This window comes from Pseudomonas sp. Ag1 (genome assembly GCF_000278565.1).
GTDB lineage: Bacteria > Pseudomonadota > Gammaproteobacteria > Pseudomonadales > Pseudomonadaceae > Aquipseudomonas.
The window spans coordinates 1-14,712 of record NZ_AKVH01000096.1 but is presented as its reverse complement, the minus strand read 5'-3'; the positions used below and the strand labels follow the sequence as shown (position 1 = coordinate 14,712).

Sequence of the window (14,712 nt, the reverse complement as noted above, 5' to 3'; positions counted from 1 at the left end):
AGTGATGTCCCTGTCAGCGTTTGCGCGCGGCAACCGCTTCGATTTCTACCAGCCCGCCGGGCAATGGCAACGCGACGACTTGCACCGCGGTGCGCGCCGGTTTTTTCGGCTGCTCGGCACTGCCGAAAAACGGCGTGTAGCCTTCCTGCAACCCGGCAAAGTCGAGCTTGCCGCCCTTGGCTGGATCGCCCACCAGGAATATCCGCAGCTGCACCACATCTCCCAAATCCAGGCCCTGGCCTTGCAGCACACCCTTGAGCTTGTTGAGGATCGACGTGGTCTGGATGGCCGTGTCGCCATAGGCGGCAAACGAGTCTTTCGGCGCCTTGGGGTCATGCAGGTCGGCCAGCAACCCACTCACAAACAGCAGCTCGGTCTGCGGCGGCACCGACACCGCCAATGAGATCGGGAAATTCGAGTTCGGCAGCGGCACGCGCTTGATCTCATCGGCGTGGGCGGCAAGGGTGGTGGCGGTCATCAGCAGTCCTGCAAAAAGCGTCTTCATCGGTTCATTCCTTGAGAGAGAAAAGTCAGGCGGCGACGCCCGGTTGCTGGCGTTCGGCATGCCGGCCGATCAGCGAGACGATGCGCCGCGCCGAATCGGCGGCGCTGTTCTGCCAGATGCCGACGCCGCCGTGGGCGAGGGCGTCGCTGGCCAGGTACGTGCGGCCCTGGGGCTCGTTGAGCAGGCGGTAGGCGCTTTCGCCGACCTCGTCGTTGACGATCCACGGGCCCTTGCTGTAGCTGACTTTCGACCAGTTGATCGCCACCGGTTTTTGCAGCTTGGCGCTGTGGCCGGGGTGCAACAGCTCCACCGCCTGGCGTGACGAGGCGAACTGTTCGGCCAGGGATTTCTGGCTGAAGGCCTGGGCCGATTCACTGGTGTTGTAGGCCGCCACCAGAATCCCCTGGGCGCTGTTGAGGCGGTCGCTGGGGTACCACAGGCCTTTGACTTCATGGTCGAGGTACGACAGGCCGCCGTAGATGTTGAAGTCGGTTTCCCAGAAGCGCGGCGCCTGCCAGGCCACCTTGTTGGCCTGGTCGCTTTGCGCGGTCTGGATCGCCTGCTTGAAGGGTGCCGTGAAGTTGGTTGGCAGCTTGGCCAGCAGCGGCAAGGGCACGGTGACAATCGCGTAGTCGGCACTCAGCACCTGGGTCTTGCCGCTGATGCGGTCGCGGTAGGTGATTCGGCTGCCTTGCTCCGAGGTCTGGATATCGCTGACTTCGGCGTTGAAGCGCACCGCATCTTTCAGATGTTCGTAGAAGGCATACGGAATGCGGTCCATGCCGCCCACCGGCTGGAACATGGTGGAGGAAAACTCCGGGATTTCATCGAACACCAGTGCGCCCCACAGCTTGGGATTGAGCAGGGTCTGCAGCTCCAGCGGCGCGCGGGTCACGCCGGTCTGGTCGCCGGCGCCGGGCACGCGGGTGTAGCCGGAGCGCACCGAACCCTTGTATTGCAGGTCGCCGTTGAGGTCGCCGTACACCTTGAGGAAACTCAGCAGCGCCTTGCGGTCATCCACGCTCAGGTCCTGGTCCAACGCCTTGCGGCTGACTGTGCGGGCCAGCAGTTCCGAGAGCTGGCCACGGGTGTCATTGACCGCCTGGCGCAACTGGAACGCCGGCTGTTGCGTATCCGGCCGGGCCAGGGCGTTGCGGCTGCTGTTGACCAGTACTTGCAGCTCCACACCCAGCTCGCGGCAGTAGCCGAGGATCGTCTGGTGGTGGCTGGGAATACGCGCGGGGCCGGCGTTGAAAAACTGCCCGTCATCAAAGTCGACGGTCTGGCTGACGCCGTCGTCGAAATCGACCTTGGTGCCTCGGCGCAGGGTCCAGTTGCGTCCACCCACCCGGTCGCGGGCTTCCAGGATCGTCACGTTGAACCCGGCCTTGCGCAGCTCATAGGCGCTGACCAGCCCGGAGATCCCGGCGCCGACCACCACCACCTGCTTGCCTTTGCCGGTGCTGCCCAATTGCAGCGGGGTAAAGCTCGATGCCACCGCCTGAGGCGTCAGCCCCAGCGCGCCCAATGCGCTGACAGCGGCGGAATAACCGCCCACGGCGGCAATACGGGAAATCAGTTCCCTGCGGGTAAAAGCCATGATTCGCTCCTTGAGATAGCGGTTTGTCAGAGGTCGTAGCGCACGGTCAGCAACAGGGTTCGCGGGTCGTTGACCGAGTAGTAGCGGGCGCCGCTGGAGGGCACGTAGCCCACCGACTGCGGGTAGGCGCGGTCCAGCAGGTTTTTCACCGCCAGGGTGGTGGTCCAGTGGCCGTCGCCGCTGATGTAGCGGGTGTTGGCGTTCCAGAAGGTCTGTTGCGGGATTTCCTGGATGTCGTCGTTCAATGCGTTGGCGTAGGACTTGGTCTGGAACTGCGCATCGGTGCCTGCCAGCCAGGTGCCCGGCAGCCCGGCCGGGATGGTGTAGTTCAGGCCAACGCTCGCGTTCCAGCGTGGCGAGAACACCAGTTGCTTGCCGTTGGCATCCACCCCGGCACCGCTGGCGTTCTGGAAGTCGTCGTACTTGCTTTGCAGGTAGCCGACGTTGGCGGTCAGTTGCAGGTCGCGGCTCAGGGCGGTGAGGGTTTCCAGCTCCACGCCGTAGGTGTGGGCACGGCCGACGTTGGTGCGCAGGCTCACCCCCAGCGCCGGGTCATAGGCGTTGGTTTGCAGGTCTTTGTAGTCGTTGTAGAACAGCGCGACGTTGGCCCGCAGGCGCTGGTCGAAGAAGTCGCCCTTGACCCCGGTTTCCCAGGTGGTCACGTCTTCCGGGGAGAACGCCTGTTCGGCGGCGGCCTGGGTGGGGGCGCGGTTGTCGTAGCCACCGGCCTTGAAGCCCTTGGCGACGTAGGCGTATTGGTTCAGGTGCGGGGTCCAGGCGTATTCGAAGCCGATCTTCGGGCTGGTGGACTGCCAGGATTTGCTCGACTCGGCGGTGAAGTTGGTGCCGGTGATTTGCCGGTCGGTGTTGATCGCGTAGTTGGTGAAGTCGAAATTCTTGTGCTCGCGAGTAAAGCGCAGGCCGGCGATCAGCGACAGTTGTTGCGTCAGCTTGTAGGTGCCCTGGCCATACAGCGCATAGCTTTCGGTGTTGGTGGTGCTGTATTGGCCCTGGCCGATCACCCGATTGCGGGCGATGGAATAGGTAAGGTTGTCGCGGTCGGCGTCGAACTTCTCGCGGTACAGGTACACCCCGGTGCTGAAGCTGAAATCGTCGTAGTCGCCGTTGAGCTGGAACTCCTGGGTCGCATAGTTCTGCTTGTAGAGAATCAGGTTGTTCTGGATCAGCGCGGCTTGCCCTGAGTTGTCGTAGTCCACCGGTTGGTGGAACGCCGAGTAGGCGGTCACCGATTTGAAGTTCAGGTTGTCATTGATCGCGTAAATCGCCCGCAGTACCGAGCTGCCCTGGTCCAGGCGGTTTTTCGGGTCGAGGCTGCTGTAGCTCTTGAATTTGTCGAAATGCCCGTTGGCGTCGAAAGGCGTGTAGCTGGTGGTGTCGCCCCGGTCGAAGGTACCGGCCAGGGTCAGTTGCACATCCCACGGCGAATCCACCGGCTTGTAGCGCAGCTTGCCGCGGTAGGACTGGATGTCGACGTTGTTTACATCCTTGCCCCGGGTGGGGTCGGAGACGGTGCCGTCGCGGCTCAGGCGGATCGCCGAGAAACTGCCGAACAGCGCGTTGTCCACCAGCGGGCCGCTGATCAGCAGGCGTGCGTTCTGCGCGTCGTAGTTGCCGGCGCCCAGCTCTACAAAACCACGGGTTTCCTGGGTCGGATCGCGGGTGATCACGCGGATCGCGCCGGCGCTGCTGTTGCGTCCGTACAGGGTGCCCTGGGGCCCGCGCAGCACTTCGACACGCTCCACATCGTTGAAGTCGAGCATCGACGAAATCGCACGCGGGATGTACAGGTCATCGGCATACACGGCGACGGCGGCTTCCTGGATCGGGTCGGTTTCACCGATACCGCGAATGCCGTAGGTCTGCGCGCTGTAGGAGATCGACTGGCGGCTGAGTGTCAGGTTCGGCACCTGGCCCGAGAGGTCGCGCACGCTGTTGATCTGCTTGTCTTCCAGGGCCTTTTCATCAAACGCGGAAATCGCCAGCGGGGTTTTTTGCAGGTCTTCGCTGCGGTGCTCGGCGGTGACATTGACCACCGGCAGGGCGGTGTCGTCGGCGTGAACGGAAAGCCCGAACAGGGCGAGGGAGATGGCCAGTGCCAGGCGATTGGGTACGGCGGTAGGACTCATGATGGACCCCTGAGGTGGTTGACGGTTTAGGCAAAATTGGGCCTCCACCTGGTCAGGGGTCGGTACTGGATGTAACAGTATTTGTATAAATGCCGGGCGTAAAAGTCCGATTAGTTATAAGTTAATTATAAAAAATAGGTATGTATTGGTTTGAATGTGATGCGTAAGGCTGATGATATTTTTCAGCCGACAAAAAACAAATGTGGGAGCGGGCTTGCTCGCGAATGCGGTCGCTCAGTCAACATTGATAGTGACTGAAACACCGCATTCGCGAGCAAGCCCGCTCCCACATTTTGATCTCTGTTGGGTTTAGTAACCGCGTTGGGTATCAGCGAGGTTTTCCAGCGGCCGATCGCTCAGATACCTTTCCAGATTGCCCAGGAAACTGTCCGCAATATCATGCCGGCTATTGGTCGAAATCGCCGACGTATGCGGCGACACCCTGACCCTCGGATGCCCATACAACGCATGCCCGTCCGGCAATGGCTCGGGCTCGGTCACATCCAGCGAAGCCAGCCCGATATGGCCGCTGTCCAGCGCCTCCAGCAGCGCCTCATGATCCACCAATCCTCCCCGGGCAATATTGATCAGGTGCAACCCTGGCTTGGCATTCGCCAGCGCCTCCCGATCGACGATATGCCGTGTGGCCTCGGTCAGTGGCGCTGCCAGTACCAGGTGATCGGAACGAGCAAACAGGTCATGGATATCCCGCGCCGCTTCCACACCCTCCACGTCAAACGGCGTGTCAGTTTGGCGTAATGCCACCACCTTGATCCCCAACCCATGAGCCTTCTGCGCCAGGCTGCGGCCAATCGCGCCAAACCCGAGAATCCCCAGGGTGGTGCCCTTGAGCGGGCGCAACGGGGTGAACTGCCATTGGGCATCCTTTACCCAGATATCCGGCAAATGCTTGGCCGCCGCGAAGATTGCCGCGAGGGCGAACTCGGCGAGGTTTTCGGCGGCGCTGCCCCGTGAGGTGCTCACCGGCGGCCCGTTGAACAGCCACCTGGGATAGAAGTCGATGCCCGACGACACCACCTGGATCCACTGCACGCCGTACGGCCAACCCGGTGGCGGTGTGTCCGGCGCGGTGTAGCCGCGCACATTGATCGGCCGGGCCAGCAGGATATTGGCCTGGGCCGGCAAGTCGCTGGGCACACCGGCCGGCACACTGATCACCTCGGCACCGGGGTGGGTGAGGGCCAGCCGCTGGCGGATGACTTGATTGAAATCTTCGTCCAGCTGGCTGGCGATAATCACCTGGCTCATGGGCGTTCCTTGTGTCGTTGAGCGAAGACGGCCTTGCCGACGCCTTGCAGCACCGCGTCGTTCTGCGGGGTATGCACGCGGCTGCACAGCACGTCGCGGTAATGCCGCTGCAGTGGGCTGTGTCGGGACAGGCCGGGATTGCCGGACGCCTCGATGGCCAACTCGACGGCACGGATCGCGTTGCCGGTCACCAGGTATTTGATCTGTGCGGCGTGGGCTGCCGGGGTGTGCCCGTCGGCGGCGGCGTCCAGCAGGCTGCGGTTGGCAAACAGCAGAGTGTCGATATGCCCGACGGTCTCCTGAAAGCGCGGCAAGGTCGACAGCGCGGCGCCGAGGTTGGACGGCTTGCGTTGTTCCAGCCAGTCCACCAGCCAGTCGCGCGCGGCCTGGGCCACGGCGTCGTACACCGATGAGAGCAGTACCGACATCCACAGGAACCCGTCACCGTCCAGTTCCGCCTGCGGTGCGCTCCAGGGGCTGACGCTGACCGCGTGGTCCAGCGGCACCAGCACGTTGTCGAACACCACTTCATGGCTGCAGGTGGCGCGCATGCCGAGGTGGTCCCAGGTGTCGATGATGCTGATGCCGGGGCTGTCCCTGGGCACCAGCCAGGCGCCTACCAACGGGTCTTCATCGCTGCTGCGGGCCCACACGCTGAACCAGCTCAGGCCATGGCTGCCGGTGGAGTAGATCTTGCGCCCGCTGATGCGCCAGCCGGCGGCGGTACGCCGGGCGATGGTCGCGGGCAGGCCGCCACGGGCCGGGGTGCCGAGGTCGGGTTCGACGCGCAGGGCATTGATCAACGCCCCATTGCGCGCAGCGTCTTCGGCGACCTGGGTGCGCAGGGCGGGCGGCCAGGTTTTGCTGTCTTGCAGGCGCGTGTGTTGCAGGTACTGCATCACCAGGATCAACGCGGTGGACGGCTCGCCCTTGGCAATCGCGCTGATGGCCTTGCGCGCCTGGCTCAGGTTGGCACCGCCACCGCCGAGGGCCTTGGGCACGGTCAGGGCGACAAGGCCGTGTTCGTGCAGCAGCTTGAAGTTGTCGTGGGGGAAGGTGCCGCATTCATCAACGATGTGTGCAGTGGCGGCGAGCTGGGCGCTGAGGCGTTCCAGCAAGGCTTCGAAATTGGCCACTTCCACGGAGCGCAGTGACGGTTGAGAAGAAAGGCTCATGATGGGTGTACTCGTTCAAAATGTGGGAGCGGGCTTGCTCGCGAAAGCGGTGTGTCAGGTTGCACATCCGTTGGCTGATCCACCGCTTTCGCGAGCAAGCCCGCTCCCACATGGGTTATTCGGCGTTTTCGAAGGCGGGTTATATCGGCAGCAACTTGAACTGCCGGTCCCACAACGGGCTGACATCCAGCCGCTCGTTCAATACCCCGGCATTGAAGAACAGGTCCGCCACTTCCTGCTGCGAAGCGATGGCCTGGTCGTTCACCTCGATCACGCTGTAGGGCTGGCTGCGGTTGTTGTACACGTCGAGGAACACGGCCTTGTCCACACCGAGCAACTTCGCCGATTTTTCAGCCCACGGCTCAGGGTTGTTGTTCATCCATTCCAGCGTGCGCGCCTGGCGCTGCAAGTAATCCTGGATCGCCTGTTTGCGCAGCGGGTCTTCCAGGGCAGCGGGGCGGGCGCCGATCAGGTAGTTGCCGGAGAGGTAGCCGAGGGCGGTTTTCAATACCCGGGCGCCGCTGCGGAATTTCGCCAGCTGGATAAACACCCCATAGATCACCCAGGCGTCCAGTTGGCCACTCTGGAACGCGCTGAAACCGTCCTGTGGCGTGAGTGCCACGGGGGTGATGTCGTTGAAGGTCAGCCCTTGCTCCTTCAAGGCCTTGATCAAGAAGTAGTGCGAGGTGGTGGAGCGCACATAGCCCACACGCTTGCCTTTCAACTGGGCGATGGATTCAATTTTCGACTCCTTGGGAATCAGGATCACCTGGTTATTCACGTCACCTTGCAGCACCGCAATCAGCTTCGGCTCGCGGTGGCTCTGGATCGAGAAGATCGGCGGGATCTCGCTCATGCCGCCAATGTCCAGGCTGCCGGAGGCCAGCGCTTCGACGATCAGGTTGCCGCCGGCGAACTCGGCGTAGTCGACTTTATAGGGCGTGTTGGAAGTGCCGGCGTCGTCGGTGAAATACGAGTCCTGGCCACGGTAGGTGGCGACGGCCAGGGTCAGGTCCGAGAGCTTCGCAGGTGCAGCGAAAGCCCGGGGCACCAGCGAGGCGAGGCCCAGGGCGCCAAGGGCAATCGAACTGGCACCCAGGAAGCCGCGACGATTGAACTGTCCGTGTTTGATCGTGTTCGTCATGGTTGTGCCCTGGTCAGATGGCGATCTGCGTTGGTTGAGTTTCGAACGGGGTGCTGTAGCGGTTCGCCGGCACGTCCAGGCCAAGGTTTTCCCGCAGGGTGGCGCCGCTGTATTCGCTGCGCAACAGCCCGCGTTGTTGCAGCACCGGCACTACCAGCTCGGTGAAGTACTGCAAGCCGTCCGGCAGCAGTGAATTGATGATGAAGCCGTCGGCCGCGCCGGCTTCGAACCAGGTCTGGATCGCGTCGGCGACCTGCTCCGGGGTGCCGACAAAATCGCGCTTGGGCCGGGAGAACCGCAGGGCCACTTCCCGCAGGGTCAGGCGTTCATCGCGGGCCAGTTGCTTGATGCGGTCGGAGCCGCCTTTCTGGCTGTTGGAGCCCAGGTCGCCGAGTTCCGGGAAGGGTTCGTCCAGCGGGTACTTGCTGAAATCGTGGTCGTTGAACGGGCGGCCCAGGGCGACGATTGCGTCCTCGACGGTCACCAGCTCCACAGCTTGCTGATAGCGGCTTTCCACCTCGGCTTCGTCGCGGCCAACAATCGGCCGGATGCCCGGCAGGATCGACAACTGATCAGCATCACGGCCAAAACTGCGGGCGCGTTTCTTCAAGTCCTGGGCGTAGGCTTTGGCTTCGTCGAAGGTCTCGGCATGGACAAAAATCGCGTCGCTGTTTTCGGCGGCAAAATTGCGCCCGTCCTCGGAAGTGCCCGCCTGGAAAATCACCGGCTGGCCCTGGCGCGAGCGGGCGATATTCAGCGGGCCCTTGACCGAGAAAAACTCGCCTTTGTGTTCCAGTGCATGCAGCTTGCCAGGGGTGAAAAATTCGCCGCTTTGCTTGTTGTAGGCGAAGGCATCGTCTTCCCAGGAATCCCACAGGCCCTTGACCACATTTACGTGCTCCCTGGCGATGCGGTAGCGCACGGCGTGGGGCGGGTGCTCGGCCTTGCCGAAGTTGTCGGCGGTGCCGCTGAGCCACGAAGTCACCACGTTCCAGCCGGCGCGGCCGCCGCTGATGTGGTCCAGGGAGGCGAACTGGCGCGCCACCTGGAACGGTTCGGTGTAGCTCACGGTGACGGTCGCCACCAGGCCGATGTTCGAGGTCAGGGCCGCCAGGGCCGAAAGAATGGTCAGCGGCTCAAAACGGTTGAGGTAGTGCGGGCTGGATTTTTCATGGATATGCAGGCTGTCGGCGATGAACACGAAGTCGAACTTCGCGCCTTCGGCCAGTTGCGTCTGATGCTTGTAGAACCCGAAGTTGACGCTGGCATTGGGCTGCGCCTGCGGGTGGCGCCATTCGCCCCAGCCGTGACCGACGCCGTGCACCATGGCACCGAGTTTCAGTTGGCGTTTGCTCATGTTCTCTCTCCTTTTAGCGGGAAGCCTGGGTAAGCGGGGCACGTTTGGCGTTGAAGCTTTTGTCGAAGCCTTGGGAGACGTCGATGTGTTTGGTCAGCAGGCCTTCGTCCTGATAGATGTCGGCGGTGGTTTGCAGGCCGCTGATCACCGAGTCGTCAATCGCCACCGGTTGCATATGGGTGGCGTTGGCCACGGCTACGTGCACCTCCAGCGGCAAGCCGGTGATTTTGGCCATGGCGGCGGCGAACGCCTGCGGGTGATCGTTGCTCCAGCGGTAGGCGCGGTCGACCCGGGCCACGAAGTCGTCCAGCTGCACGCGCTTGTCGGCAATCGCCTTGCTGGTGGCGGCGAGGTACAGGTGATTGCTCAGCAGGTTGTTGCCGCTGGCAAGGACCCTTGCCTGGCTCTGGCTGGTGACCACGGTGGTGTAGGGGTCCCAGGTCGACCAGGCATCGGCGGTGCCGTTATCCAGCACCAGCCGTGACTCGCTGGGCAGCAGGAAGATGAACTGCACGTCGTGGGTGGAAAGGCCGGCGCTGCGCAGCGCCTTGATCGCCAGGAAGTGCCCGATGGAGCCGCGGGTGGTGACGATGCGCTTGCCCTTGAGGTCGGCAAGATCGTGGATCGGGGAATCTTTCGGAACAATCAGCGCGGTGGTGTTGCGGCCTTCGGCGTGGATGATGCTCACCACCTTCAGCGGTGCTCCGGCACCGAGGGCGAACACGTAGGGCGCGTCCCCCAGCGCGCCGATGTCCACGGCCCCGGCGTTGAGGGCTTCGCCCAGCGGTGCGGCGGCGGGGAACTCGGACCACTGGATTTCGTAGGGCACATCCCGGGTTTCGCCGGCGACTTCCAGCAGCGCCTTGATGGTGGATTTCTGGTTGGCCACTCGCAGGGGCTGCAGGTCGGCGGCCTGGCAAGTCGCACCCAGGGTGAGGGCGGCCAGTAAAAGGGCAAGGGTAAAGCGCATCAGGCGGGCTCCAGGCTAGGTCTTGCGTTCAGTCGCCTCCGCCTGGAGAAGGGGTCGGCTGGTAGTGGGAAGAGGAGCGAGCGGGCTCGCTCCTGGGGGTGTTCAGATCACATAAAACCCGTGGGTGCCGTCGCGGGCCAGCTGGTCCACCAGGCCGAACTCCCAGTCGAGGTAGGCCTGCATGGCTTCCTTCGGATTGTCGGTGCCTTCGTACGGACGGCGGTAGCGGTCGATGCGCGGTGAAGCGAGGCGGGTCTCGCCTTCCTCCAGCGGCAGTTGCGCGGCGATCCAGCTGGCAGTGCCGTCCTGCAGCAGGAACACGGGCTTGCCGGTCAGCGCTTCGACTTGCGCCACCGCGAGGCGCGCCAGCTGGCTGCTGCCACAGGTCAACACGTAGCGTTCGGCAGCAGGCACCTTGCGCAAGGCTTCGGGCAACTGCCCGCGCAACGCCCACCATGCACCGGGAATGTGGCGCTTGACGTAGTTGGCGCTGGCGGTGAAATCCAGTACTGCGGTGTCGCCATGAGCCTGCCATTCGGCGAGGGTGTGCGGGCTGATGAGTTCGGCCTGTTGCGGCGCCGGGACGGGGGCAACCCAGGCCCCCGGTTCGCTGAAGTGCGCAGGTTGCAGGTCATCCAGCACATGCACTTCCCAACCCAGTTGTGCGAGCCAGGACGCAGACATATCGGCCCGCACGCCGTCGTCATCCACCAGTACCAGCCGGGCGCCGCGTACGCTGGCGACGTGATCGGTTTCCTGCACCAGTTGGCCGCCCGGTGTGGAGCGCGAGCCGGGCAGGTGGCCGGCTTCGAATTCTTCCGGGGTGCGTACGTCGAACAGGTAAGTGGTGCGCGCCGCTTCCTGCTGCCAGCGTTGCAGGTCGGCGAGGGTGGCGCGGCCTACGCGGGCCTTGTCGGCGACTTGGCGGGCGTCCCTGGCGGCGATCTGGCGGTGTTCTTCCGAGGTCGGCGCGAAGCGTCGAGCCTGGCCGTGTTGCAGCTTCTGCCCGGCCAGGGTCCAGCCGATGGTGCCGTTGCGCAGGGCAGACACCGGGTTGGCGATGCCGGCATTGATCAGCGACTGGGTGCCGATGATGCTGCGGGTACGCCCGGCGCAGTTGACGATAATGCGGGTGGCCGGGTCCGGTGCCAGCTCACGGGCGCGCAGCACCAGTTCGGCGCCGGGCACGCTGATGCCGGTGGGAATGCTCATGGTCTGGTATTCATCGAAGCGGCGGGCGTCGAGCACCACCACGTCGGCGTTGCTGTCGAGCAACGCCTGCACTTCTTCAGCCGCGAGCGACGGTGTGTGGCGCTGGCTTTCCACCAGCTCGCCAAAGGATTTGCTTGGCACGTTGACGTCGATAAACAGCTCGCCACCGGCGCTGCGCCAACCGTCCAGGCCGCCTTCCAGCAGGCTGACCTCGGTATAGCCGAGCGCCTGCAAGCGCTGGGCGGCGATCTGTGCCAGGCCTTCACCGTTGTCGTACACCGTCACCTGGGTATCCCGGCGTGGGATGCGTGAATACACTTCCAGTTCCAGTTTCGACAGCGGGATATTCGCGGCGAACAGCGGGTGGGATTCGGCGAAAGGCGCTTCCTCGCGCACATCCACAAGGGCGACTTCTTCACGGTCCAGCAGGGCCTGGCGAATCTGGGCGAAGCTGCGGTTCGATACAGTCATGGGGCAGGGCTCTCTTTGGACAGGGCGTCTTTGGACAAATCCCAGATGTTCGGGAGAAAAGCGTTGGAATAACCGGAGATAAACAGTTTCTCGCTGCCGTCCGGCTGGTACACGGCGCGGCGTACCGCACCGATGTTGGCGCCATACACATGAATGCTGATGGACACCTGGTCACTGAAGGCATTGCTGACTTGATGGATGTCACCGATCTTCGGCGACACGGCTTCCACCTGGCCGGGTTCCAGCTGGATGCGCTTGCCGTCGGCGACCAGTGCGCCCTCGGCGTTACGCTCAAAGCCCTGGGAATACTCGGAACCGCGCAGCATGCCGATCAGCCCCCACACGCGATGGTCATGGATCGGCGTGGTCTGCCCCGGCCCCCACACAAAGCTGACGATGCTGAAGCGCTGGCGCGAATCGGCGTGCAGCAGGAATTGCTGATAACGCTCGGGGTCGGGTTGGGCAAACTCGTCCGGCAGCCAGTCATCGTGGCTGACCAGTTGCGCCAGCAGCTTGCCGCCGCGGTGCAGCAGGTCGCCTTCGCGAGGGTTGCCGTCGATCAATTCCGCCAGGGCGCCAATGAATGCTCTGAGTCTCTCCGGGTGTCGGGCCTGGGTCATGACAATTCCATCGTGGGTGGTTCGTGGTGATGGGTTTATCTAAGCATAATGTTTATAGTTAATATGCTATTTTTTAATGATTAGGTTATAGCGGAAAGTAATTTAGAACCGGTTTGAATAGCGTTAGACGTTATCGATCCGGGGGTTGGGCTATCCAGCCACCGTTTATGGAACTATGCTTTTCACACATCTTAATGACTGTTCTCTATGTGCGGCCCAAATGAAAATTGACGATATCGATGCCTTTGTCGAAGTGATTCGTTGCCAGTCCATCAGCCATGCCGCCGAGTCGCTGCAACTGACCCAGCCGGCCATTACCCGTCGCGTGCAGAACTTCGAGCAGGCGCTGGGGGTGGAGTTGTTCGACCGCAACACCAAGCCGCTCAAGCCTACTTTGATCGGAACGCGGGTGTATGAACAGTGCCGTTCGATCCTTCGGGAAATGGACGCCCTGCGGGAACTGGTGGCCACCGACGCGCCGCCCACCGGCCTGCTGCGCCTGGGGGTGCCGCAGACCATTGGCGACGTGGTGTTGCTGGACGCCCTCAAGCACCTGCGCAGTGAATTCCCCGAGCTGCGGGCCCAGGTGGCTACCGGCTGGGGCAGCCAACTGGTGGGCAAGATCGAGCGCGGCGAACTGGACGCGGCGGCGGCGCTGTTTCCGGCGGGCAAGATCTTCCCGGACAACATCGTCGGCGAGTCCATCGGCAAGATGGAACTGGTGGTGGTGTGTGCCAAGGCCCAACTGCCGAAGAAGCCCTGCAAGCTGGCGGACGTGTACCAGAATGGCTGGATCCTGAACCCGGATGGCTGCGGTTTCCGTGCCGGGTTGCAACGCACCCTGTCGGACCAGGGCCTGGCGTTGCGGGTCAACCTGGAGACCTTCGGCACCGAGCTACAGTTGGGCCTGGTGGCTGACGGCCTGGGCCTCGGCCTGGTGCCACGCCCGCTGCTGGAGCGCAGCGCCCATCGCGATCAACTGGCGGCCATGCCACTGAAGGACTTCAAGCCGGTGATGGACCTGTGGCTGATCTACCCGCATTTTCTGGGCAACCTGCAAGGGCCGGTGGACGCGTTTGGCAAGCTGGTGGCGGCGTCGTTGCACAAGGTGCGCAATGCGGCGTGATATGAAAAAAAATAATAATTAGCTTAGATTAAAATGTGCTTTTTATTATTTTTGGTCATCCCCTAGGCTTGCCTGGAAGTCCTTAAGGCCATCCAGGAAGTTTTGCCATGAGCAGCGTCACCTCGATCTCCAGTGTCTCGAACAACGTCCGCCAGCGGGTTACCCCGGAAGAGTGGGAGGTGCGCGTTAAACTTGCGGCGGCCTATCGGCTGGCGGCCTTGTACAAGTGGACCGACCACATCTACACGCACTTCTCCGCCCGGGTGCCGGGGCCTGAGGAGCATTTCCTGATCAATGCCTACGGGCTGTTGTTCGATGAGATCAGCGCTTCGAATCTGGTCAAGGTGGATATCGACGGCACGATTGTCGATGACCCTACGGGCCTGGGGATCAACTATGCGGGCTATGTGATCCACAGCGCGATCCATGCGGCTCGCCACGATTTGCAGGCCGTGCTGCATACGCATACGCGCGACGGTATTGCGGTGTCGGCGCAGAAGGACGGGTTGTTGCCGATCTCCCAGCATTCCATCGGGTTTTCCGGGCGCGTTGCGTACCACGGGTATGAAGGTGTGGCCCTTGACCTGGATGAGCGTGAGCGGTTGGTGGCGGACCTGGGGGACAAGAGTGTGATGATCCTGCGCAACCATGGATTGCTGACGGCGGGGGTGAGTGTGGAGCATGCGTTCCAGCAGCTGCAGGGGCTGGAGCGGGCGTGCAATATCCAGATTGCGGCGCAGGCGGGGGGAAATGCCGAGTTGATCTTTCCGCCGGCGGAGGTGGTGGCCAAGGTGGAGAAGCAGGCAGAAGTGTTCAAGAGCGGGGATGGGCCGGGGGTGGCGCGGCACTGGAATGCGTTGATTCGGCAATTGGAGCGTACGGATACTGATTACAAACTTTGACGTTGTGGGTTTGGTATTTTCGCTTGGTTGTGGGTGTATATCCGTTATTTGGGTGATGGCCGCCATTGGTTCCGCTCTTACAGCGGCTCACTTTTGAACAGCGCAAAAGTAAGCAAAACGCTCTTTCCCCACCACTCGGCACCTCGCCTAGGCTCGGTGTGCCCTCACTCCGGCATTACTCCGCGGGCCGCCGCGACGGGGCGTCCCTGCCCCG

12 protein-coding genes are annotated in these 14,712 nt (G+C 62.8%); 2 read left to right on the top strand and 10 right to left on the bottom strand.

Annotation, left to right across the window (positions count from 1 at the left end):
* Positions 1-13 precede the first annotated feature (13 nt).
* From A462_RS18275 to A462_RS18320, 10 genes are all read right to left on the bottom strand, one after another.
* Positions 14-505, bottom strand: coding sequence for a RidA family protein (locus tag A462_RS18275; protein ID WP_003211308.1), 492 nt, complete (start codon positions 503-505; stop codon positions 14-16).
* Between the two features lie 25 nt (positions 506-530).
* The gene (locus tag A462_RS18280; RefSeq protein WP_008434613.1) at positions 531-2,105 is read right to left on the bottom strand and encodes a flavin monoamine oxidase family protein; all 1,575 of its coding nucleotides are present in this window, start codon (positions 2,103-2,105) and stop codon (positions 531-533) included.
* Positions 2,106-2,131: 26 nt separating this feature from the next.
* The gene (locus A462_RS18285) at positions 2,132-4,252 is read right to left on the bottom strand and encodes a TonB-dependent receptor (protein ID WP_008434610.1); all 2,121 of its coding nucleotides are present in this window, start codon (positions 4,250-4,252) and stop codon (positions 2,132-2,134) included.
* 309 nt (positions 4,253-4,561) lie between these two features.
* Positions 4,562-5,521: a D-isomer specific 2-hydroxyacid dehydrogenase family protein gene (locus tag A462_RS18290; protein WP_003211305.1), complete on the bottom strand. Its 960-nt coding sequence runs from the start codon at positions 5,519-5,521 to the stop codon at positions 4,562-4,564.
* A complete protein-coding gene (locus A462_RS18295) occupies positions 5,518-6,696 on the bottom strand; it encodes an acyl-CoA dehydrogenase family protein (RefSeq protein WP_008434608.1) in 1,179 nt (392 codons plus the stop codon). The genes A462_RS18290 and A462_RS18295 overlap by 4 nt, the downstream gene beginning before the upstream one ends.
* A 139-nt stretch (positions 6,697-6,835) precedes the next feature.
* Positions 6,836-7,840, bottom strand: coding sequence for an ABC transporter substrate-binding protein (locus tag A462_RS18300; protein WP_003211303.1), 1,005 nt, complete (start codon positions 7,838-7,840; stop codon positions 6,836-6,838).
* Positions 7,841-7,853: 13 nt separating this feature from the next.
* Complete coding sequence (locus A462_RS18305) at positions 7,854-9,197, bottom strand: LLM class flavin-dependent oxidoreductase (protein ID WP_008434605.1); 1,344 nt, start codon at positions 9,195-9,197, stop codon at positions 7,854-7,856.
* A gap of 13 nt (positions 9,198-9,210) precedes the next feature.
* Positions 9,211-10,167 carry an ABC transporter substrate-binding protein gene (locus tag A462_RS18310; RefSeq protein WP_003211301.1) on the bottom strand — a complete coding sequence of 319 codons (957 nt, stop codon included), beginning with the start codon at positions 10,165-10,167 and terminating at the stop codon, positions 9,211-9,213.
* Between the two features lie 102 nt (positions 10,168-10,269).
* Positions 10,270-11,850: a rhodanese-related sulfurtransferase gene (locus A462_RS18315; RefSeq protein WP_008434602.1), complete on the bottom strand. Its 1,581-nt coding sequence runs from the start codon at positions 11,848-11,850 to the stop codon at positions 10,270-10,272.
* Positions 11,847-12,470 carry a cysteine dioxygenase gene (locus A462_RS18320; protein ID WP_008434600.1) on the bottom strand — a complete coding sequence of 208 codons (624 nt, stop codon included), beginning with the start codon at positions 12,468-12,470 and terminating at the stop codon, positions 11,847-11,849. Before A462_RS18320 ends, A462_RS18315 begins: the two co-directional genes overlap by 4 nt.
* 220 nt (positions 12,471-12,690) lie before the next feature.
* Between A462_RS18320 and A462_RS18325 the strand changes: the two genes are divergently transcribed.
* Positions 12,691-13,596 carry a LysR family transcriptional regulator gene (locus A462_RS18325; RefSeq protein WP_008434597.1) on the top strand — a complete coding sequence of 302 codons (906 nt, stop codon included), beginning with the start codon at positions 12,691-12,693 and terminating at the stop codon, positions 13,594-13,596.
* 107 nt (positions 13,597-13,703) lie between these two features.
* Entirely contained in the window at positions 13,704-14,498 is a 795-nt protein-coding gene (locus tag A462_RS18330) for a class II aldolase/adducin family protein (RefSeq protein WP_003211295.1), read from the top strand.
* Positions 14,499-14,712: the final 214 nt, after the last annotated feature.